General features: G+C 33.4%; 21 protein-coding genes and 2 tRNA genes. 15 read left to right on the forward strand and 8 right to left on the reverse strand.

The genetic code is table 11. From position 1 onward, the window contains the following. Positions 1–574 precede the first annotated feature (574 nt). From ACQH2P_RS02335 to ACQH2P_RS02345, 3 genes are all read right to left on the reverse strand, one after another. A complete protein-coding gene (locus ACQH2P_RS02335; RefSeq protein ID WP_425362501.1) occupies positions 575–1,897 on the reverse strand; it encodes an IS5 family transposase in 1,323 nt (440 codons plus the stop codon). 672 nt (positions 1,898–2,569) lie between these two features. Further along, positions 2,570–2,646 (reverse strand) — tRNA-Arg (locus ACQH2P_RS02340). A gap of 210 nt (positions 2,647–2,856) precedes the next feature. Next, the gene (locus tag ACQH2P_RS02345; protein WP_425362829.1) at positions 2,857–5,106 is read right to left on the reverse strand and encodes a Sca4 family protein; all 2,250 of its coding nucleotides are present in this window, start codon (positions 5,104–5,106) and stop codon (positions 2,857–2,859) included. A 268-nt stretch (positions 5,107–5,374) separates the two neighbouring features. Here ACQH2P_RS02345 and ACQH2P_RS02350 point away from each other — a divergent pair, with 268 nt between their 5' ends. Continuing rightward, positions 5,375–6,421, forward strand: coding sequence for an IS110 family RNA-guided transposase (locus ACQH2P_RS02350; RefSeq protein WP_425362708.1), 1,047 nt, complete (start codon positions 5,375–5,377; stop codon positions 6,419–6,421). Positions 6,422–6,798: 377 nt separating this feature from the next. Here the strand turns inward: ACQH2P_RS02350 and ACQH2P_RS02355 are convergent, their stop codons facing one another. From ACQH2P_RS02355 to ACQH2P_RS02365, 3 genes are all read right to left on the reverse strand, one after another. Next, on the reverse strand, positions 6,799–7,617 hold the full coding sequence (locus ACQH2P_RS02355) for a division plane positioning ATPase MipZ (RefSeq protein WP_425362830.1): 819 nt from the start codon (positions 7,615–7,617) through the stop codon (positions 6,799–6,801). Beyond that, on the reverse strand, positions 7,607–9,118 hold the full coding sequence (locus ACQH2P_RS02360) for a leucyl aminopeptidase (protein ID WP_425362831.1): 1,512 nt from the start codon (positions 9,116–9,118) through the stop codon (positions 7,607–7,609). The genes ACQH2P_RS02355 and ACQH2P_RS02360 overlap by 11 nt, the downstream gene beginning before the upstream one ends. A 187-nt stretch (positions 9,119–9,305) precedes the next feature. Then, positions 9,306–9,476: a hypothetical protein gene (locus ACQH2P_RS02365; RefSeq protein WP_425362832.1), complete on the reverse strand. Its 171-nt coding sequence runs from the start codon at positions 9,474–9,476 to the stop codon at positions 9,306–9,308. A 256-nt stretch (positions 9,477–9,732) separates the two neighbouring features. On the opposite strand from ACQH2P_RS02365, the gene hpf reads away from it, so the two are divergent. Further along, complete coding sequence (gene hpf / locus ACQH2P_RS02370) at positions 9,733–10,308, forward strand: ribosome hibernation-promoting factor, HPF/YfiA family (protein WP_425362833.1); 576 nt, start codon at positions 9,733–9,735, stop codon at positions 10,306–10,308. 117 nt (positions 10,309–10,425) lie between these two features. Here hpf and ACQH2P_RS02375 read toward each other — a convergent pair whose 3' ends face one another. Beyond that, positions 10,426–10,674 (reverse strand): hypothetical protein, encoded by a 249-nt coding sequence (locus ACQH2P_RS02375; RefSeq protein WP_425362834.1) that lies wholly within the window; start codon positions 10,672–10,674, stop codon positions 10,426–10,428. Here ACQH2P_RS02375 and ACQH2P_RS02380 point away from each other — a divergent pair. The 13 genes from ACQH2P_RS02380 to ACQH2P_RS02440 all read left to right on the forward strand — a co-directional run bounded on the left by ACQH2P_RS02380 (position 10,667) and on the right by ACQH2P_RS02440 (position 20,437). Then, positions 10,667–10,804, forward strand: a complete 138-nt coding sequence (locus ACQH2P_RS02380) for a hypothetical protein (RefSeq protein ID WP_425362835.1) — start codon at positions 10,667–10,669, stop codon at positions 10,802–10,804. The genes ACQH2P_RS02375 and ACQH2P_RS02380 overlap by 8 nt on opposite strands. A gap of 63 nt (positions 10,805–10,867) precedes the next feature. Further along, positions 10,868–11,197 (forward strand): DUF167 family protein, encoded by a 330-nt coding sequence (locus ACQH2P_RS02385; protein ID WP_425362836.1) that lies wholly within the window; start codon positions 10,868–10,870, stop codon positions 11,195–11,197. Between the two features lie 17 nt (positions 11,198–11,214). Beyond that, on the forward strand, positions 11,215–13,074 hold the full coding sequence (htpG, locus tag ACQH2P_RS02390) for a molecular chaperone HtpG (protein WP_425362837.1): 1,860 nt from the start codon (positions 11,215–11,217) through the stop codon (positions 13,072–13,074). Positions 13,075–13,211: 137 nt separating this feature from the next. Next, positions 13,212–13,382, forward strand: a complete 171-nt coding sequence (gene rpmG, locus ACQH2P_RS02395; protein ID WP_094649033.1) for a 50S ribosomal protein L33 — start codon at positions 13,212–13,214, stop codon at positions 13,380–13,382. A gap of 11 nt (positions 13,383–13,393) precedes the next feature. Further along, positions 13,394–13,729 carry a 30S ribosomal protein S16 gene (rpsP, locus tag ACQH2P_RS02400; RefSeq protein WP_425362838.1) on the forward strand — a complete coding sequence of 112 codons (336 nt, stop codon included), beginning with the start codon at positions 13,394–13,396 and terminating at the stop codon, positions 13,727–13,729. Positions 13,730–14,144: 415 nt separating this feature from the next. Next, positions 14,145–14,219 (forward strand) — tRNA-Thr (locus ACQH2P_RS02405). Between the two features lie 93 nt (positions 14,220–14,312). Beyond that, positions 14,313–16,169 (forward strand): ABC transporter ATP-binding protein, encoded by a 1,857-nt coding sequence (locus ACQH2P_RS02410; RefSeq protein ID WP_425364083.1) that lies wholly within the window; start codon positions 14,313–14,315, stop codon positions 16,167–16,169. 28 nt (positions 16,170–16,197) lie between these two features. Continuing rightward, positions 16,198–16,452, forward strand: a complete 255-nt coding sequence (locus ACQH2P_RS02415) for a hypothetical protein (protein ID WP_425362839.1) — start codon at positions 16,198–16,200, stop codon at positions 16,450–16,452. Positions 16,453–16,624: 172 nt separating this feature from the next. Beyond that, positions 16,625–16,819 (forward strand): hypothetical protein, encoded by a 195-nt coding sequence (locus ACQH2P_RS02420; protein ID WP_425362840.1) that lies wholly within the window; start codon positions 16,625–16,627, stop codon positions 16,817–16,819. Between the two features lie 390 nt (positions 16,820–17,209). Beyond that, positions 17,210–18,382, forward strand: a complete 1,173-nt coding sequence (locus ACQH2P_RS02425; protein ID WP_425362841.1) for a multidrug effflux MFS transporter — start codon at positions 17,210–17,212, stop codon at positions 18,380–18,382. A gap of 2 nt (positions 18,383–18,384) precedes the next feature. After that, entirely contained in the window at positions 18,385–19,632 is a 1,248-nt protein-coding gene (locus tag ACQH2P_RS02430) for a lipoprotein-releasing ABC transporter permease subunit (RefSeq protein WP_425362842.1), read from the forward strand. Beyond that, entirely contained in the window at positions 19,625–20,290 is a 666-nt protein-coding gene (locus ACQH2P_RS02435) for an ABC transporter ATP-binding protein (RefSeq protein WP_425362843.1), read from the forward strand. Before ACQH2P_RS02430 ends, ACQH2P_RS02435 begins: the two co-directional genes overlap by 8 nt. Before the next feature lie 18 nt (positions 20,291–20,308). After that, a complete protein-coding gene (locus ACQH2P_RS02440; protein ID WP_425362844.1) occupies positions 20,309–20,437 on the forward strand; it encodes a hypothetical protein in 129 nt (42 codons plus the stop codon). A gap of 219 nt (positions 20,438–20,656) precedes the next feature. Here the strand turns inward: ACQH2P_RS02440 and rpe are convergent, their stop codons facing one another. Further along, positions 20,657–21,307: a ribulose-phosphate 3-epimerase gene (gene rpe, locus ACQH2P_RS02445; RefSeq protein WP_425362845.1), complete on the reverse strand. Its 651-nt coding sequence runs from the start codon at positions 21,305–21,307 to the stop codon at positions 20,657–20,659. Positions 21,308–21,350: the final 43 nt, after the last annotated feature.

The following is a 21,350-nucleotide window of genomic DNA, read 5'->3' on the forward strand; positions in this document are numbered from 1 at the left end:
ATCCCTTATATTGGTATAATATAATTTACTACTTTCTGTAAAAAGAATTTTTTATTGCATGTATTATTTTTCGATCAAAAACTGTAGATTTTCACCCTTACAAACATTCAGTAAATTATACCATTTACTGAATGTTTATGATTTTCTACTAACATTAAAGTACGTAATTATCACAAAAATTATTTACTTATTTAATCAGACCTAATATGCTTTTTACTGCAAGATATGAATTTTATTATGTTTATCAACATGTCATAATTTCCTTTATTAAGAAAACCTAAGAATAAAGACCGACGATCTCGTGAATATTTAACTTCTGAAATAGAAAATATCATTATTAAAACATATAAGTCCAATTGGATGGAATAACGAATATATAATTAGTCTCCCCGTCAAAAGTGCAAAAAATTAAAAAATTAGCAGCTTAGCAAAAAATTTTTTGTATAAAATTTTAGAGTTTAATTCTTTTGATGTAAATTTTTAATATAAAAAGATGATTTCTAGAAATTTTTTGCACGATGATTTGTTAACGATTTTGTAATCGTTTGATTAATTTTCTTTTATTGAGTCATTTTTATGTAGAAAAATTTGTTTTGAGAAGGTGATTACCAATACACCGTAAGTTCAATCCTACAGCGGAAATTAACGGATTTATTATATCTCCTATTACTCCTTTTAAGTAATTTCTGCCAACTCTACCATAATGCTTAAGGTGTCCTATTATCGGCTCTATAGCACTTCTTCTCTTGATCATTGCCTTATCATCTGAGGATAGCTTCTTCTTGCAATATGGGCTATACACCTTGTCTTTTTCTTTAAAATTATTCCCCTTATAGCCTAAATCAACAAATGTCCTGGCTATTCCCACTCCTGTTAATTTCTTTACAACCTCTACAGTCTGCGATAATGTATGACCATCATATGGATTGCCATGAAATGATTTGGCCGCTAATACAAAATTACCTCGACCACTTACTGCTATCGAAACCTTGTTACCAAACTCATAGGGTTTGTTTAATTTCCCTTTACCTATGCACTCTACCTCCGGTGCGTGAAAACTATATAATACTTTATTATCCTCCTTATATCGCTCTTTCTCTGCTTTACTCAGTATAGATTGTGCCTGAATCTTTTTAATCTTATTTAGTATTTCTTGCTGCTTTAATGACAAACTTAACTTTGTTTTTGCTATTTCTCGCTGACATATTCTTATTAAACGACCCAGCAATATCTTTAAATGTTGCATTACCTTCTTACGTTTTTTGGCTTTACTATTATCCTTATATTTCCATAATTTTACTATGTCTTTTTTATATTGCTTGGCATATGTCTCATGTAACTTAATGCCTAAAGTATGACATAACTTTACTAGCTCTATTCTTGCCTTATCCATCAAATACACATCATGAGGATACTTAATATTCTTAATTTGTACTGTAGTATCAACGATTATCGATGCTAAGTCTTTTTTTTTAAGCACTCCGACTTTGCAACCAATTCTTGTTAATTCTTTTAATATCTCATTATATCCTTCTTCCCCTAATATAGCACGAAACCTTCGTATACTAGCTTCTGATATCTCAGCATCTTTCTGCAAATATTCCCAACCACAAAAATATTGCCAATATACGTTCTCTCTCAGCTCTTCTTCAGCTGCAGCATCTGACAGGTTATACATCGCTTGCAGCATAGTTACTCCAAGTAATAACCTGTGACATCTGCGATTCCTACCAAATTTCTTGATATTAACATTTGTCAATAACCATTCCTCTAAAACAGTCCAATTTATTAACGATCTTAATTTATATAACTTGTTATTAGGGTTTAATTCTTCGGTCAATTTATAACCAAAAAGCTGTCCTTGTTTTTGGGATTTTATTATATCTTCTATCGGCATAATTCATACAATCCATAAGGTTTCTGCCAATATTATAGCATTTTCTTATGGATTATCTAGATATTTTTACCCGCTAACCATATTATATATTATCCTTCTAGACTTTTGACGGGGAGACTATCTAGATTCCCGCCTATGCGGGAATGACAACTTACAATCGTTATGTTTTTATCACCTAATCCTATGGGCATAACTATATCGCAAAAATGTTCTGCAAAGTTCTTGACGAATTCTCTCTCTCTTAACATCACTATCTCCAAATAATAATTATTTTATTAAGAGATTCTTACTATATTACTCCACTATTTGCAAAAACTTTATTATTAACATTTCTTTACCTTTTGTTCATGAGACCGCCGTGATTTCTTAGTAGATGGCAGTTTTACTAGAGAAGAATTTTTACGTAAGAAAGCTCAATTAAAGGAAAGACAATATGAATTAACTGAACTAATTAAGAGTTATGACAAAGTAGGTGATAAGCTTTCTAAAAAGCTTGCAGACCTTATATGTATCAGTACAAACGCCTATGAAACTTTTAAAGGTTCGACACTTGATAAAAAAAGGGAATTATTAAATTTTATATTTTCGAACCTAACACTCGAGGGCTGTAAGCTGCATTACGTTCTGGCTTTTCCATTCACAGAATTGCAGAAAGTAGCAAATTGTCCTGAATGGTGCACCCTAAAGGATTCGAACCTTTGACCTACGGATTAGAAATCCGTTGCTCTATCCGGCTGAGCTAAGGGTGCGTATACTTGCCTGCTTTCAAGACTTGTTTTTTAAAAATATCATGGTTTCACGGACTTATGTAAATGAAAAAGCAATTCAAATACGCAAAATAGTATATATAAAGCTGTTTGTTTTATATCAGCTAAGATTAACTTTTTCAAGTGTAAAAAATAATAACTTTGCTTTCAACATAATGCTGATTGATTGGAAGAAATTTAACCGTGCCACTTTCAAGCTCTATCACGATTTTGCTGTTGGGGTGATGTCTTGGGCATTGGCGGTACTATCTTAGGTGGTGCATTAGTTATATGACGTTTTAAGTTATTCTGAATTTGCTTTAATTCACTATTATGCATTATAGAGTCACTTGCCTCAGGGGGGATAATGGTTTGTGACATATTAATATTACAACCTTGATTTTTTGCTACTTCTTGTAGCATTGTTTCATATTGACCCTTGGTCACAGGAACAGTGTAAATATGTTTTCCCCTTTGTATATAGCCTATAGCATCTTTATCATTACCGGTAAACTTTAATGATAATGGGTTAGTTATTTCTACTAGTTTTCCTTGCTCGTTATAATGAGTAGTAAAATACAGTGCCTTCGAGACCTCAATATTTTCACCTTTCTCGTTTTGTACTGGGAACGAAAGATGTACGGCTGTACCAGATGGTTTGATTGTTAATGGTAGATTAATATTGCGATAATTGGTAATCTCTTTTTCTGTTACGCAATCTTCTAAAATTACTTTAGTAGAAGTCTTGAGCGTAGTTTCTGTTAGTTCAAATAATTCTTGATCTTTGACTTTAATAACCCTTGACCTGGTATCAGTTATATTGTCTATTAATGCCTGCTCGCTCCAAGTTAATGGTTTAAAATTATTAGCCTGATGGATTTTTGCATAACTTTGCACTTCATCATTCATCGCTTGAGTAACAGTACTCTTGGTAATGGAGTTAGCCCAGGTTTTTTGTATTAATTCGTTGTTATTTTCTACAAACTCTTTAAATTGCTGAGAATTAATAGCAATATTAGTAACAGCAACTCCTGTATCACTCTTAATATTTGCTTCAGCCAGAATGTTTTTTAATGTTGTTTGTTGCTTAGCAATAATTTCTTGTCTAAAAGCTAATGTCACCAAATCTACTTTGATTGGGACTACTTCGGATGGTGATACGGAGCTAATTGTAGTAGTTGTTGAATCACTAATATGCATAACGTCTAGTGCTTTTCTAGATATTTGCACAGATGGTGCTAGATTATTTGCAAGATTATTAGCTTTTATTGATAGTGCTTGTTTTTCTTGCTTTACTGTTTCTCCTGCTATTTGGGCTATTTCTTTAATTAATAGTACTTCTCGAGCTTTAGTACCTAAAATATATTCAATATATTTTCCTTTAGTTTTTTTTCTGAATTTTAGTTTTTTGCTTTGGTCAACTATATTACTAAAATAATCCAAGTGTTCATGGATTAATTTTTTTAATTCTGGCTTGTTAATTTTTCCTTTTTTTACTAAAAGACCTAGTTTAATCTGCAACCCATATTCTTTTAATGATTGTTGTCTCTTTTGTATAGCCTCTTTAAGAGCATCTTTAACATCAGCAATCTTTATGTTTTCTGGGGCTATATTGTTAAATTTTTGGCTCATTGCCATTTTTGCCCAATTTGCTAGTACTTTATCACTATAATATTTTGATAATTCGGCAAAGCTATTGTCAATAGTATTATTTAAATCAACTTGTGCAGTATCAAGTAAACCTTTTACAAATAAATCATTATACTTTAGTGTGCTTGGAAATTCTCTAAAATGATTAGTTGGACCTAGTAAGGGCAGATGTCTAGACCAAGAATTTGGATGGATATCATCCTCTAATTGGTTAAAACTTCCAGCAAAATCGAAACGAACTAGTTTAGGCGGGATAGTAGAATTGTCTGGGTCTCTTATAACTCCTATATTACCTGTATGAATATCAAAGTCGCCTATTAATAAGCTAGTTGGAACTATTTTATCAAAATCACTATAATGAAGTTCTTTAAAAGCTTTAGTTAAAGTACTTGACAATAATTCTCTTGTTCCCATGAAAATTGGCCTTCCCCCATCTTTTCGCAACCAACCACCTGGCTTAGTTTTTTTAGACATGTTGTTATCCATATCGACATACATGTCTCCACTGTAATTCTTAAAAAACTCAGATTGCACATATATTTCAGAACCATCATTTTGTAGCCCTCTTTTTTGTTCTACTTTCTCGATAAGATGATTAGGTACAATGAGCGAAACTTTGGCTCCATGCTCTGGATTTGTTGCTTGGAAAATTTTGGCACCTAAAAACTCTGATATATTTTTTTCAGCCTTATTTTCCTTTTTAACCATAAACAGAACATTATCTTGGCTACTATATATTCCCCCTAATTCTCCAGCTTCATTAGCACCAGATTCCTTTCCTTTACAATATTGCAAATTGGTAAATTCTGACATTTGTTATCCCTATTATATTTCCTTTAAATAGCTAGCCTATTAGTATTTATCCATAGCAAACTAGCGTCATTGCGAGGAGGCGTGAGCCGACGAAGCAATCCATTTTTGTGTCATCCCTGCGAAAGTAGCGGGATCTTAGATTCCCGCCTACGCGGGAATGATGGTATGGACGAGTGAAGCGAAATATGCTTTACTTGTACGGAGTCTGGTGAAAAATGTTTTTCAGTTGCTCCAAATTAAATAACAATTTAATTAATAGGTCCATACCATGATAAATAATAGCATAGAAAATAGTATAATTGGAATAGATTTAGCAAAAAATATTATGCACTTGGTGCAAGTTGATCAAAATGGCAAAAAAGTCGGTCATCAAAAAGTTAAAAGAGATGAGTTAATAGGATGTTTAAACAATCTCAATAAAAGTTCACTGGTGGTCATGGAAGCATGTGGAGGAGGTAATTATTGGTCGCAAGAAATTAACAAGCTTGATTTGCAAGTTAAGTTGATGAAAACAAAAGATGTAAAAATTTATGCAACATCGAGGCAGAAAAATGATTATAACGATGCCTTAGCAATATGTAAAGCTGCTCGCGATCCAGAGCTAAAAGATGTGTTACCCAAAAGCAAAGAGGAACAAGATATAAAATTTTTGCATAAAATCCGAAGTAATACGATCAGAGATCGAGTACAAAAAACTAATTCTACAATATCAAGTTTATATGAATATGGTTATAATACAAAATTAAGCAAAAATAAATTTTGCAAAGCATGTAAGTCGGAGGTAGAATTAGCGTATATAGAAGGTTATATAACTTCTGGGGTACAGTCAATTTTACTTTTAGAATGTGAAGAAATTGAGAATTTGTGTAACAAAGAAAAAACTTTAGAAAAGCTGATAATCAGTAATAATAAACAGAATGAGAAAGCTATTAGGTTGCAGACAATTTTTGGGATTGGAGCAATCAATGCTAGTTGTTTGAGCGTAGCACCAATGGAAAATTACGCAACCCCGAGGGATTTTTCTGCGTCGCTTGGTTTGGTGCCAAAACAATACACCTCAGGAGATAAGATAGTTTTAGGAGGAATTAGCAAACAAGGTGATAGATATGCTAGAACTATGTTGATTCAAGCTGCAAGAACAATAGCAATAAGAGCCAAAAGCGATAAAGAATCAAAAGATAAGCTAGTTCAGTGGGCAGTGAAGAAATTTGCTGAAAACAAATCATATAATATTATATGTGTTGGTTTAGCGAATAAATTAGCTAGAATAGCTTATGCAGTAGTTACCAATGGCAGCGAGTATGTCGCAAATTAGCGCTGTTGGCAAGAAGGATAATTTATGTCAATTAAGCAAAAGAATGGCAATTGGTAAATATTGCGAGTAAGTTAGTAACAATAAAGAGAACGAAAGTAAAAGAGTTAATGAAATAAGTATTCTGAACAAAATCCGCAATTATGTCGAGGCTCTAGAAGCCGTGGGAATGAGAGGTTACTCAAGGATATTTAGAAGAATGCAGAAACCATTATGGCACTCGATGCCGAATATATGACCGCTTCCTTTGTGGCTCTATTTTTTATTTTCTTTATTGACAAATTCACTCGTCCATATATGACAACTTACGATTGCTTCGTCGCTACTAAAGTGGCTTCTTGCAATGACGGAGTAATGCTAACCAGGTTAGCTATATATTCTTACAAAATACCAAGAAATTTAAAAAAATCTCGCAATTCTTGACGAGCAGCTACATGTGATATACTAAGTGTTTTACCATGATTAGCTGTTGTTAAGTCAAGTAATGTTAGTCCTTGTAAAAATAATTCCCGAAAAATTACTCTTTCACTAAAGCCTGGAGCAATCTTAAAGCTAATTCTTTTGGCTAATTGTTCAAGAGCAGTACCAACCTTCCTTTTATTTACGGCATCCAAGTTACTTAATCGATTACGCATAACAATCCAATTAATTGTCTCGCCATTACGATTAGCTTTCTGCATTTTCTGTTCCCAAATCATTTGGCTATAGAGTGACGGAGCAATAATTGACAAATTATCAGCATTAACTTTGCCTAATACGTCAAAATCAAGGAAACTGTCATTAATTGGAGTAATGACCGTATCGGCATAAGAGTGAGCTAATCTCGATAAGAAAGAGTAGCTTCCTGGTGTATCGATTACTACATAATCAGCATTTTTTGTCTGTTCAATTATTTGTTCAAACCTAGTTTTCTCGTCCTCTTCCTTAGCTCCAACAACTCGTTCTTGACTTTCAGTCAAATGAAAATGTTGAGGAGCGTTAACCGTATTGTCCGGATTTTTCAAATTGTAATCACCTCTGTTCTTTAAATAATTTGTTAAAGAACCCTGACGTGAATCAGTATCAATACTAGCTACCGTATGACCATTATAAAGTAAGCCAGTAATAAGATGCATGGAGCAGGTAGTTTTACCCGCTCCACCTTTTTCATTACCAACTACAAAAATACGATTTGTCTGATTTGCTTGATTATTTTTCATAGTGATCTTGGATAAACTGGTTAAGAAGTCTTACACCGTAACCTACTCCTCCTCTAGAACCAAGGGGATGATCTTTTTTATTATAGGCAACACCAGCAATATCCAGATGTGCCCAAGCCATACCTTCCTTAATAAAATTTCCTATAAATTGAGCTGCTGTACAACTACCAGCTGCTCCAGGGACGTTACCAATATTGGCAAGATCAGCAATGTCTGATTTTATCATCTCATCAAAATCTTTATGTAGAGGCATACGCCATAATTTCTCATTAACTTTATTACCAACCTCTATTAGCTTATTAGCTAATTGATCATTATTGGCAAAGCACCCAGCATAAGTTTTGCCAAGAGCAACAATAATAGCTCCAGTAAGGGTAGCAAGATCGATTACACATTGAGGTTTAAATTTTTCTTGAGTATACCAAATTGCATCAGCCAAAACTAACCGACCTTCTGCATCAGTGTTCTCCACCACCACTGTTTTTTTAGACATAGTGGTCACCACATCCCCTGGTCGTTGAGCGTTACCTGAAGGCATATTTTCTACAAGACCAACTACCCCGACCACGTTAACTTGTGCGTTACGACTAGCCAAAGCCATGATTGCTCCAACTACTGCTGCTGACCCAGCCATATCATATTTCATATCTCCCATGTTAGCTGCTGGTTTAATAGAAATCCCACCACTATCAAAAGTAACTCCTTTACCAACAAAAGCTACAGGCGGGGTGTCATCACCCAAACCATTATATTGCATTACTACAAGTTTTGATTCATTTTGTGAACCTTGTCCAACGCCAAGTAAAGCCCCCATGCCAAGATTTTTCATTTCTCTTTCGCCGATAATAATAATGTCAACTCCTAATGGTTCAAGATGTTCTAATATTTTTTCAGAGTAAGATTGAGGGTTTTTAATGTTGGCTGGTTCATTTATCATATCTCTAGCAAAAAATACTGCCTCAGCTAATGATTTTTTATCACTAAATAATTCTTCTGCTTTAGACTTATCATCTATAGAAATCTCCAAAGAATCTACAGCAAATTTTTCTCCCTCACTTTGAGTAGTTCTGTATTTATCAAATTTATATGAAGCAAGCAAACAGCCGCTAGCTATAATAGAAGCCACAATAGCTGGTTGATGTTGTCCGATATTATGAGAAATTTTTATACCAATACTGCTAATTTTACGGCAAGTACTACAGGACAAGATTTTGGCTCCAAGCTCTTCAATACAAGAGGTAGTTAATTTTGTTTCATCACCAGTGCCAACTATGATTAAATATTTTATTTCCCCATCCTTAGCAACAGAATTAACAATTTTAATTTGTCCAAACTTTCCAGTAAATAGTAATTTATTTTGAATAGTTTTAGAAATTAAGCCATGATGTTGTTGGTCAAGTAGTAATAAATTACTGTCTAATTTCAGCTGTTCGTTAATAAACACTACAGTTGCTTGATTATTTGATAATTCCTTACTGATAAAGTTAATGTTATTTAGCATAAATTCCTCTTGTAATTTAATGGTCTAATTCTATTGATGTATGTTTACTTTGCAAGTATAAAGAATCCTGTAGTTAATATAAGTGATTATTTGAGTATACTACAAAAATTTCTTCCACTAAGTGGAAAAGTGATTAATTTTATATTTCAAAGACAGAAAAATATAGATAATTAACCCTATTAGTCATTTACCCATAGCATATTGACGTCCATACATTTAGTGTCATCCCTGCGTAGGCAGGTATAGTGAAACCTATTGAATTAGGTGATATAAACTTTGTGTCATACCTGCGAAAGCAGGTATCTAGATTCCCGCCTTCGCGGGAATGACAACTTACAATCGTTATGTTCTTTATCACCTAATCCTATGAGCATAACTATATCTAGATTCCCGCCTAGGTGGGAATGACATAGGATCAAATGTCATTCCTCAACGCTTCGTTGTGCTTACGCACTCCTTCGCATGATGGAGTAATGTTAGTCGGGTTAGCTATAGAAAAAATACAAAACATTACAAAAATAATGAAAACAGCTATTAGTGGATCATAAAAATCTGCTATATTATAGATATAACTAACTCGATTAGCTATAAACTATAAATTAAAAGGGGGTTTTATGCAAATATCAGTATCAGGTCAACATATTTCTATTGGCAATTCTTTGCAAGACTATGTAAAAAGTCGTACTACACAAGTAGCCGAAAAGTACTTTTCTACTATAATTAGTGCAAACGTACATTTCTCTAAACAAGGATTCCAACTGGTTTGTGATATTGTAGTGAATGATGGCACAGGCAGACATATTATATTGAAAGGTAATGCTGCTTCAGATGACATATATTCAGCATTTGATACTGCTCTGTCCCGACTTGAAAAGCAGCTTAGAAAGTACAAATCTAAACTCAAGGATCGTCATGATAGAATTAAAATATCCGAAGCAGCACCTAAAGCAGTCAAATATACTATAACGCCTCATGAACATGAAGACGAAGATAATGTATCAGCATCCGATAATCCTGTAATTATAGCAGAGAAATCTGTAGAAATATTAACTTTATCAGTAAGTGGAGCAGTTATGAAAATGGATCTCGAAAATCTTCCTGCGTTAATGTTTCAAAATAGTCATACTAATCGCATTAATATAGTTTATTACCGTCGGGATGGTAATATATCTTGGATAGATTCAAAATAGATTTTTGTTATTTAACCTCAAACGTACCTAAACGTCTATTAGCTAGGAGCCACGAAGCTCGAACGAAGCAACCCTGTTCTGTGTCATCCCTGCGAATGCAGGGATCTAGCTTCCCGCCTACGCGGGAATGACAACTTTATGTAAAAAATAATGAAAATAGCTATTAGTGGGTAATAAAAATCTGCTATATTTATAGATATAACCGAATATTAGGTTATTTATAGCTAACCAGAATATAGTGAAACCTATTGAATTAGGTGATACAAACTTTGTGTCATACCTGCGAAAGCAGGTATCTAGATTCCCGCCTTCGCGGGAATGACAACTTACAATCGTTATGTTCTTTACACCTAATCCTATGAGCATAACTATAGTATTTAGCCATAGTAAATTGGCGTCATTGCGAGGAGCTACTTTAGTAGCGACGAAGCAATCCATAAAAGTGATTAGAAATGGATTGCTTCGTAGGCTTACGCCTACTCGCAATGACATTTAGGAACTTATTCGGGTTAGCTATATTATATAGTCTTTCGCGTTAATTTACTATAGCTGCAAATACATGACCCAAGTTTTTAACTATAACCCAAATAACAAGGTGGCCATTCTTGCTCTTAAGGTTAAAGCTAACGCAAAAACAGATAAGATAGGTGAGTTTATTATAATTAATGATAAATATTATCTAAAATTATTTATAAAGTCAGTTCCAGAGGATGGCAAGGCTAATAATGCTATTATCAATTTTCTGTCTAAAAAATGGAAAATTAATAAAAATAATTTTGAGATAATATTAGGTTACACTAATAGTCTGAAACTATTAGCAATAAAAAATATTGAATTAGACTATTTAAATTTACATTTAAAACACTATATATATAACATTAAACCGTAGTATTATAGGACTTAACTATGACCCAAGAAAAAAAGAAGTTTGACGCTGAAGTTGGTAAGATTTTAAATTTAATGATCCATTCTCTTTATACTAATAAAGAGATTTTTATGCGTGAATTAATATCTAATTCTTCGGATGCTTGTGATAAGTTAAGATATTTAGCACAAAGTGACGCAAAACTTATTGCAGATGATCCTATCTTTAAAATTACTGTAAAAATTGATAAAGATAAAAGGCAGATTATTATTAGAGATAATGGTATTGGTATGAACCGAGAAGATTTGATCGATAATCTAGGAACTATTGCAAAATCTGGCACAGGAAATTTCTTAAACAACCTGTCTGGAGATGCCAAAAAAGACAGTATGTTGATAGGACAGTTTGGCGTTGGGTTTTATTCAGCTTTTATGGTTGCTGATAGCATTACTGTTACCTCACGAAAAGCAGGAGAAGCAAAATCTTATGTTTGGCAGTCAGATGGTCTTGGGGAATATATTGTAGATGATTTTGATCATGATTTTACCAGGGGAACTGAGGTAGTTATTCACGTTAAGCCAGAAGAAGATAGTTATATTGATCATTTTAGATTGAAGCATATAGTTAAAAGTTATTCTGATCATATTGCCATACCTATATATTTTATTGATGAATCAACTAATAATGAAATACAGCTTAATTCAGCTTCCGCATTGTGGACAAGACCTAAATCTGATTTGACTTTTGAACAATATAAGGAATTTTATAAAACTTTGTCTTATTCGATGGATGATCCTTGGTTAACTATTCATAATAAAAATGAAGGTACTGTTGAATTTACTAATTTGTTATTTATTCCATCAACTAAAACTTTTGATTTATTCCACCCTGATCGTAAGAGAAGAGTAAAATTATACATCAAGAGAGTCTTTATTTCTGATGAGAATGTAGACTTAATACCTTCTTACCTAAGGTTCCTAAGAGGGGTAGTAGATTCAGAGGATTTACCTCTTAATATTAGTCGCGAATCTTTGCAGCATAATAGTACTTTAGAGAAGATTAAAGCCGCAATAACCAAAAAAGTCTTGGGTGAACTAAAAAAGAAAAAAGACGAGTCTATAGAGGAATACAATAACTTCTGGTCTAATTTTGGTGCTGCTTTAAAAGAAGGATTATGTGAGGCAACGAGTGATCATGATAAATTACTTGAGACATGTATATTTAAAAGTAGCCTTTTAAGTAAAATGATTAGCCTTGATGACTATATTAGTAACTTTAAAGAAGGGCAGGATACTATATATTATCTTAGTGGTGATGATTCAGCAAAATTACTTTCTAGCCCTCAAATAGAAGGATTTTTAAGTAAAAATATCGATGTACTCCTGTTTACTGATACAGTTGATGATTTTTGGGTTAATGTTAATAGTAGCTACAAGGGTTATGCAATTAAATCAGTTACTAGAAGTGATATTGATTTAGAGAAGTCTGAGCAGAAAACTGAAGATATAAAAGAAGACAATGATGAATATAGCAAATTAACGGAGTATTTTAAAGAAATATTAGGTAATTTAGTAAAAGATGTAAGGATTTCTAAAAAACTTACTTTAAGTCCAACTTGTCTTGTTGTTGGTGATGGAGCTATGGATATTCGTATGGAAAGATTCTTAATTGAGCAAAAACAATTAATGGCATCATCTGCTAAAATACTTGAGCTAAACCCTAAGCATAAAATTATTGAGAAAATTAACGCTAATATAATCTCAAATAATACAGATTCTGCTAATGAGGAGTTGGTGAAATTAATGTATGATCAAGCATGTATTCTAGAAGGTGAGCCAGTCAATGATACTGGTGGATTTGCAAAAAGAGTCAACGATATGGTACAAAAAGCTATCTTATAAACTGTAATAGATAAATGGAAAAGTCGAGCAGGAACTGTAATTAAATTTAAGGATGCTATTTTACTCTTGACTATTTGCTGGCTTACTTTTATTATGACTGGCAATTTGTAAATTAATACAAAAAAGGTTTGATAGTTGTGGCTAAAAAAAATAAAAATGTTTTGGTAAGACTTGTTAGTACAGCTGGTACAGGGTATTTTCTGGTAAAGAAACGTAACCCTAAGACCCAAACTGAGAAGTTGGCATTTAAGAAATATGATCCAGTAGTTAGGAAACACGTTCCTTTTAAAGAAGAAAAGATTAAGTAATAGTAGGGTATATGGCAACAAAAATTCGTTTGGCAAGAGGTGGAGCAAAGAAACGCCCTCATTATAGAGTAGTTGTAGCAAATGCAACAGCTCCTAGAGATGGTGACTTTTTGGAGAAGGTAGGTACTTATGATCCAATGCTTGTCAAAGGTGATGTAAATCGTGTAATTCTAAAATCTGATCGTATAGAGTATTGGTTAAGTACTGGGGCTCAACCTACAGAGCGTGTTGCTAGGTTTATTGAAGAAGCTGGTATAGCACTCCCAGCATCGATCAAAAAGAAAATGGAAATAAGAATTAAGAATCGCAAAATAAAGCCTCCTAAGAAAGAGTCAAAGAAAGCTTAAATAACATACCGTCATTGCGAGGAAATATTTTAGTGGTGACGAAGCAATCCTGTTTTGTGTTATCCCCTGCTTCGGTGTGGAAGATAGATTCACAGCTGTCAAAAGTTAGAAGAGGAAGGGGTTTTAGAAAAGGCAGTTTAAAAGTTATATGTGACCAACGTCATTGCGAGGAAGACCGCAGGTCAATGAAGCAATCCTGTTTTGTGTTAACCTTGCGAAAGCAGGGATCTAGCTAGATTCCCGCCTACGCGGGAATGACATACACCGCATATCTCCTTGTCAACAGCCTTAAGTTTTTGTTGACATATTTCTGCACGAAGATGTCATCCCTGCGTAAGCAGGTATCTAGATTCCCGCCGTTGCTAAGAATGGCGTGTAGGAATGACATTAAGGTCACACGAGCTTTTTCTTATTTGCCGGATTAGCTCAGTGGTAGAGCAACCGCCTTGTAAGCGGTAGGTCGTCAGTTCAAATCCGACATCCGGCACCAGCAAGTAACAAAATTATGTTTGTAATACATAAGACAATTCCTTGTAGATTTATCAACTATTTAAAGTTCTATAAATTAGATCTGGCAATTGTCATGTTGGCATTATTATGTGTGTCAATTTCGTTGCTAGCAATGGGTGGAGCTTTTAGGCAGTTAATCGATAACGGTTTAAAAGAAGATTATCTGCAATCAATCGATCAATCAATATTATATATTAGTATTTTAATATTAATTTTTAGTGTAGGTAGTTTTTTCCGTTCCTATTTCATTAATAATATTGCTGAAAAAATCGTTAGTCAAATTAGGCAAGAAGCTTACAGTAATATAATTAATTTTGATATTGCTTGTTTTGAGGATCTCAAAATTGGTGATATCATTTCCCGCCTGAATGTAGATATAGAGCTTATCTCTAAGTTGATTGTCAATTTTCTCTCGTTTTTTGTTCGTAACTCAATAATGTTAATTGGTGGAATTATCTTAATGTTCTATCAGAGTCCTAAACTCGCTGCGATTGTCATTATTATTATACCATTATTATTGCTACCACTAATAAGATTTGGCAAATATGTACGAAATTTATCAAAAAATGCTCTCAAATCACAAGCCAATATTACCGCTAATTTAGAAGAGAGCGTATCAAATATTTGTGCGATACAAGCTTTTAATCAGCAGGCAAATAAAATAGCAGCTTTCAATAAGCAAGTTTCTGATTATTTACAACATGCGGCAAGTCGACTAAAAATCCGTTCGGCATTTTTTGCTTTGGCTATTTCAGTTATATTGTTCTCTATCACTATAGTTATATGGGTAGGTAGCAGAGATATAGTGCAGGGTCATTTATCATCAGGTCAGATGATATCATTTATTTATTATGCTATCATTGCTGGAGTAAGTAGTGGGGGTATTTTTGAGCTTTTAAGTGAAGTGTACTCATCTCTTGTAGCATCGGAAAGGGTTTTTGCTCTTATAGATTATACTTCCAAAAATCAACGTATAGCTAATCCGACTAACATTACACCAAATTCACAAACGTCATTGCGAGAAGCTACTTCAGTAGCGACGAAGCAATCCAGGAAAGTGACTGGAAATGGATTGCTTCGTCGGCCTATGCCTTCTCGCAATAACGTCAATTTGCTAGGGATAAATACTAATCTAGTTAGCTATACAAATATTCCAGTAGATGATTATCAAGATAATAAAGCTTCTTCAAAGCAGAAGAGTATAGAGTTTGATAATGTAAGTTTTGCCTATCCATCAAGATTAGACAATTTAATTATAGATGATCTGTCATTTAAAATAGATAAAGGTAAGTTTATTGGTATAGTTGGCAGATCGGGTGCCGGTAAAAGTACCATTATGCAATTAATGTTAAAATTTTATTTTCCTGAGAAAGGAATAATTAGAATTGCTGGTCAAGATATATCAAGGACTCAAGATCATCAGATAAGACGCATGATTGCCTATGTCCCTCAAGATTCAAGTATTTTTTCTGGTACGATTAGGTCAAATATCGCTTTTGCTAAACCTGATGCGAGTATAGAAGAAATAATAGAAGCAGCTAATGACGCCGGAATAATGGATTTTGTCCAAAATCTTAAAGAAGGGCTAGATACTGAAATTGGCGAGAAGGGTATTAGATTATCTGGAGGACAAAAACAACGAATAGCTATCAGTAGGGCAATTCTATATAACCCAGAAATTTTACTTTTAGATGAAGCAATGAGTGCTTTAGATAGCGAAAATGAACAAAAATTACTGAGTAGATTGCAAGAAATAATGAAAGGCAAAACTATATTATCGATTGCCCATCGTATTTCAAGTATAGAACAGGCTGATGAAATTTTGCTAATTGACCATGGAGCGTTAATTGCACGGGATACTCACGCTAGATTGCTAGAAAAATGCGAGATTTATAAAATAATCTGCCAAGAACAATCAATAAATTTGTAGAGATATATAGTTATGCTCATAGGATTAGGTGATAAAGAACATAACGATTGTAAGTTGTCATTCCCGCGAAGGCGGGAATCTAGATACCTGCTTTCGCAAGGTTAACACAAAGTTTGTATCACCTAATTCAATAGGTTTCACTATAGCTGACCCGAATAACATTATTCCCAATTCACAGACGTCATTGCGAGGAGTGCGTAAGCACTACGAAGCAATCTATTTTGGTTACTTTTATGGATTGCTTCGTCGGCTCATGCCTCCTCACAATGACGGAGTAATTTAATCGGGTTAACTATAGAGTAAAAAACCTGTAATAATAGATATATTAACTAAAATGACACATAGTTATCCTATTAATAATTTATTTTTATATCGGAAGACAATTTTATCCATTATTTGACTTGAATATTACACAGTTTAAGCTAGAATCACCAGTACAAAAAATGAGGTTTACTATGAAAAATTTATTAACTATTATTCTAACTTTAGCTTTCTCTATTTCTGCTTTTACTGCTGCAACGCCTTCTGAGAAAAAAGATACGAACGCGGATCCGCAACAAGAAGCGAACGCAAATCAACAACCAGACGAGAATTCGGATGAACAAGATCCAAGTGTGAAGAAGAAAAAGGAAGAAGCACCGAAGAAATAATTTCTTTATTAGACTTCCTGCATAAGTCAAAAATAGTTGAGGGATTTTTAGGAGAAACGAAGCCTGCTACCTTCGCGTACATAGACGTACGTGAGGAGCGGAGGCAAGTTTCGACGACAAAATCACCAACTAGATTGAATTTATGCAGGAAGTCTATTCTATAGGGCTGGTATAGATTCTTATCTATACCAGCTTTTTCTTTGAAATACTGCGAAGCAATATTAGACTTCCTGTATATTCCATTCCTCTTGTCATTCTCCCGTTGCATCCCTTAGCTATACGAAAACTCTTGTTATTTCCGTGTGAACGGAATCCAAAAAATAAGTTGAAAACATTAGATATGTTTCAAGTATAATATATATTCATTCTCTAATCTGAAACTGTGGTTTTATGAATTTGTTTATTGCCATTATAATTATGGAAATTCTGGCTGGAGCTGAGGTAGATTTATTTGTTCCTAGTTTTCCAGATTTACAAGATACCTTTAGTCTATCTACTTTTAAGGTTGAATTTCTGTTAGGAATAAACCTCATAGCCCATTGTATCACTGCTTTAATTGTTGGAAATTTAGGAGACAGGTTTGGTAGAAGGGTAATTATTCTTATAGGTCTTGTAATATTTGTTATTGGTAGTAGTTTTTGTCTGTTTGCCATAGATTATTACATGATGCTATTTGGTCGGTTCCTGCAAGGGGCTGGTATATCTGGTGTAGCGGTGCTTGCATATGTGATACTTGCTGATGTATATTCGGTCGAACAACAACAACAAATGGTGGGAGTTTTAAATGGTACTGTTACCTTAGCCATAGCTTTTGCACCAGTAGTAGGAAGTTATGTAAATTTTTTGCTTAGTTGGCGAGGTAATTTTGCTATACTGTTAATATTGGGAGTCTTGTGTTTGATAATCGGCATATTATTTATTCCCAAAGGGCAGGCAAATGATAATGTACAAATATCCCTAAGAGAATATAGCGTAGTCTTTAAATCTAAAAAAGCTATCTATTATCTAATAACCCTGATTTTTTTATTTCAAGCTTATTGGGTGTTTATTGGTATTTCTCCTATCTTGTATATGCAAGATCTAGGGGTGCCTATTCAACAATTTGGTCTATATCAAGGAGCCATGGCTACAACATTTGCAGTTATTAGTTTTAGCAATAGTTATTTCTTTAACAAGTTTGGACAGAAAAAATGTTTTTTCTTTAGTATTGCAGCACTTGTAGCTTTTGTAATTGCTGCTATAGTTCTGGTTATGCTTGAAACTAATGATCCATTAATAATAACGATAGTAGTGCAATTAGTGGCGATTGGTAGCATATTTCCTTGTAATATTTTATGGATACTTGCATTAGAGAGTCTACCAAATGCTAAAGGTAGGATTACTGCTATACTAGTATCAGGAAGATTGATTATTACAGCAATGTGTTTGCAATTGGTTAGTTATTTTTATCAAGGCACTTTTACGTCATTAGCAATTGTTATGTGCATCACTATAGTAATAGCATTGATAGCTTGTTATAAATTATTGCAAGAAGATACGATTTTTAATAAATCTGAATTATAATAATGATAAAAAATAATTTTATTCTAAAAGTAGCAGTTCGATATTTTAGAGCCAAGAAGAATGAGAGATTTGTTTCTATTATTTCTGGTTTTTCTTTGATGGGTGTTACCATTGGTGTTGCTGCATTGATAGTAGTCATGTCCGTTATGAACGGTTTCCATTATGAATTAACTAAAAACATTATTGGACTCAATGGTGATATTAGCATAACCCCTATATCACGTTCTATAGTAAATTATGATGAAATTAACAAAAAACTACTTAGCAAGAACTATATAAGACATATTTCTCCAAGTGTTGTAGGACAAGCTCTGGCATTAGGTACAAGAACGAATAGTGGCGTTATAATTAAAGGTATAGATTTAAGTGAACTCCAATATAAAAATCAGATTCTACAAAATGTTAATACCGGAGATTTTGCTGATTTTTCTGGTAAAGATGTGGTGGCAATCGGTAATGAACTTGCTCATAACCTAGGAATTGAATTAGGAGAAAAAATAAAATTAATTTCTCCTAATTCAATTTCTACTGCTTTTGGTAGTATGCCTAGGTCTAAAGAATTCATAGTTGTAGCTACTTTTACTAGCGGTATGTATGATTATGATTCGGCAACTATTTTAATGCCACTTATTGCTGCACAAAATTTCTTGTCTTTTGGTGAAGTTATAAATCTAATCGAGGTAACAACAATAGAGCCGAGTAACGCGGGAATTTTTGCTTGGGAGATACAAAATATTTTAGGATCAAAATTACGAGTGATAAGTTGGCAGAAATCACATTCACAATTTCTAAGTGCTTTAGCTGTTGAAAGGGTAGCAATGTTTACTATTCTTTCTTTAATTATTATGGTAGCAGCCTTTAACATTGTTTCTAGCTTGTTTATGTTGGTTAAAGACAAAACCTCGGATATTGCAGTGCTTCGTACTATTGGGGCAAGTACTAGGCATATTATGCTTATTTTTATTTGTAATGGTATGTTTATCGGTGTGTTAGGTACTGTTTTAGGTGTAATATTAGGTACGAGCTTTGCTTATAATATCCAGTCTATTAGAAATATTTTGGAGAAAATAACTGGTACTAAAATTTTTGAAGCAGCAATTTATTATTTATACAGTCTACCATCGAAGGTAGAAATGGAAGATGTAACATTAGTGGCAAGTATTTCTATCACTCTATGCTTTTGTGCAACAATTTATCCTGCATATAAAGCTGCTAAGTTGAATCCTGTGGATGCCCTTCGTTATGAATAAAACTGTGTTAACATTAAAAAATATTTCTAAAAAATATCAGCAGGGAAAATCTATTGTTGAAGTATTAAGTAATGTTAATTTAACTGTAATGCAAGGGGAATTAGTTGCCATAATAGGCTCTTCTGGTAGCGGTAAATCAACTTTACTGCATATAGCTGGTCTACTCGACACCCCGAATAGTGGTGTGGTAGAGATAGCTTCAACAAATTATTCCCAGAATTATGCTCATACAATAAGACTGCATAATATAGGTTTTATCTATCAACAACATCATTTGCTCAAAGATTTTACTGCCTTAGAGAACGTAGCAATGCCAAAATTGATTGCTGGTAATGATCATAAATCGTCTTTTAAGGAAGCAGAAGAGTTGTTAGTAGAGTTAGGATTGGCTAATAAAATACATAATATGCCGGGTGAATTATCTGGTGGTGAACAACAAAGAGTAGCTATTGCCCGTAGTTTAATTAATAACCCTCAAATTATTCTAGCTGATGAACCTACCGGTAATCTAGATCCTAATACTGCTAATGAGGTTTTTGACTTATTGGTTAAAACTGCCAATCAAAAAAATACCTCTATTATTGTGGTAACTCATAATCATGAAATGGCAAGTAGAATGCATAGAGTATATCAATTAAAATATGGCGAATTGCTATAGTTATGCCTATAGGATTAGGTGATAAAGAACATAACTATTGTAAGTTGTCATTCCCGCGTAGGCGGGAATCTAGATACCTGCTTTCGCAGGTATGACACAAAGTTTGCATCACCTAATTCAATAGATTTCACTATAAGTAGCGGATAAACTTATATAATTAAATTCACGGATTCGCAAATAGCCAGCGTGACCGTTCACGGTTTTTCAATTTCTCTCTAAAATTTTAATTTTTAGATACTAGGGAAGGTTTCTAAAGTGACCTATTATATTTTTATATATAATCTATTTTGAAATTTACACACTTTTCTGAACAGAGCCGATCTCATTGGCAAATACTATTAGGATTAGCTATTACGAATCACATAGTTACTGTCTTAGTAAATCTATTTGTTTTTGATAATTTTTTGATTGGAAAATAAAGTTACCTGATACTAAAATATCAGCTCCTGCTTTGATGCAATTCTTACTAGTAACATTATTTATTCCTCCATCTACAGAAAGCAATATAGGTTTGCTAGAATTTTTGATTTTTTCTGAAATAATTCTGATTTTCTCTAGCTGATTCTCTATAAATTTTTGACCAGAAAATCCAGGATTTACAGTCATTACTAGAATCAAATCTACTTTATCAATAATATAATCTATAGAATTTGGGTTGGTGGAAGGAAGTAGTGCAACCCCTACTTTTATTCCTAAATTTTGAATAATGTCTAAAGTTCTGTCAAGATGAATAGTTGTTTCAGGATGGATAGTGATAATATCTGCCCCACTACTAGCATACTCTTTAATCGAATATTCTGGGTTATTAATCATTAGATGTATATCAAACGGTAATGCAGTATAAGATCTTAAGGCTTTTATTATAGTAGGGCCAAATGTTAAATTAGGTACAAAATGCCCATCCATAACGTCTATATGGATCATATCAGCCCCAGCCTCTTCCAAAGAACGGATTTCTTTTTGCAAATTAGCAAAATCTGCTGATAGTAATGAAGGTGCGATCTTAATTACTTTCACTTTTGTTTTTATCCTTAAATAATGAATTGTTTGGTTTTTATGT

The organism is Candidatus Tisiphia endosymbiont of Hybos culiciformis, assembly GCF_964030975.1.
Classification (GTDB): domain Bacteria; phylum Pseudomonadota; class Alphaproteobacteria; order Rickettsiales; family Rickettsiaceae; genus Tisiphia.

Excerpts from the sequence above, each read along its gene's own strand:
- ACQH2P_RS02335 (WP_425362501.1), bottom strand. The coding sequence starts at position 1,897 with ATGCCGATAGAAGATATAATAAAATCCCAAAAACAAGGACAGCTTTTT.
- ACQH2P_RS02345 (WP_425362829.1), bottom strand. The coding sequence starts at position 5,106 with ATGTCAGAATTTACCAATTTGCAATATTGTAAAGGAAAGGAATCTGGT.
- ACQH2P_RS02350 (WP_425362708.1), top strand. The coding sequence starts at position 5,375 with ATGATAAATAATAGCATAGAAAATAGTATAATTGGAATAGATTTAGCA.
- ACQH2P_RS02355 (WP_425362830.1), bottom strand. The coding sequence starts at position 7,617 with ATGAAAAATAATCAAGCAAATCAGACAAATCGTATTTTTGTAGTTGGT.
- ACQH2P_RS02360 (WP_425362831.1), bottom strand. The coding sequence starts at position 9,118 with ATGCTAAATAACATTAACTTTATCAGTAAGGAATTATCAAATAATCAA.
- hpf (WP_425362833.1), top strand. The coding sequence starts at position 9,733 with ATGCAAATATCAGTATCAGGTCAACATATTTCTATTGGCAATTCTTTG.
- ACQH2P_RS02380 (WP_425362835.1), top strand. The coding sequence starts at position 10,667 with ATGAGCATAACTATAGTATTTAGCCATAGTAAATTGGCGTCATTGCGA.
- ACQH2P_RS02375 (WP_425362834.1), bottom strand. The coding sequence starts at position 10,674 with ATGCTCATAGGATTAGGTGTAAAGAACATAACGATTGTAAGTTGTCAT.
- ACQH2P_RS02385 (WP_425362836.1), top strand. The coding sequence starts at position 10,868 with ATGACCCAAGTTTTTAACTATAACCCAAATAACAAGGTGGCCATTCTT.
- htpG (WP_425362837.1), top strand. The coding sequence starts at position 11,215 with ATGACCCAAGAAAAAAAGAAGTTTGACGCTGAAGTTGGTAAGATTTTA.
- rpsP (WP_425362838.1), top strand. The coding sequence starts at position 13,394 with ATGGCAACAAAAATTCGTTTGGCAAGAGGTGGAGCAAAGAAACGCCCT.
- ACQH2P_RS02410 (WP_425364083.1), top strand. The coding sequence starts at position 14,313 with ATGTTGGCATTATTATGTGTGTCAATTTCGTTGCTAGCAATGGGTGGA.
- ACQH2P_RS02420 (WP_425362840.1), top strand. The coding sequence starts at position 16,625 with ATGAAAAATTTATTAACTATTATTCTAACTTTAGCTTTCTCTATTTCT.
- ACQH2P_RS02425 (WP_425362841.1), top strand. The coding sequence starts at position 17,210 with ATGAATTTGTTTATTGCCATTATAATTATGGAAATTCTGGCTGGAGCT.
- ACQH2P_RS02430 (WP_425362842.1), top strand. The coding sequence starts at position 18,385 with ATGATAAAAAATAATTTTATTCTAAAAGTAGCAGTTCGATATTTTAGA.
- ACQH2P_RS02435 (WP_425362843.1), top strand. The coding sequence starts at position 19,625 with ATGAATAAAACTGTGTTAACATTAAAAAATATTTCTAAAAAATATCAG.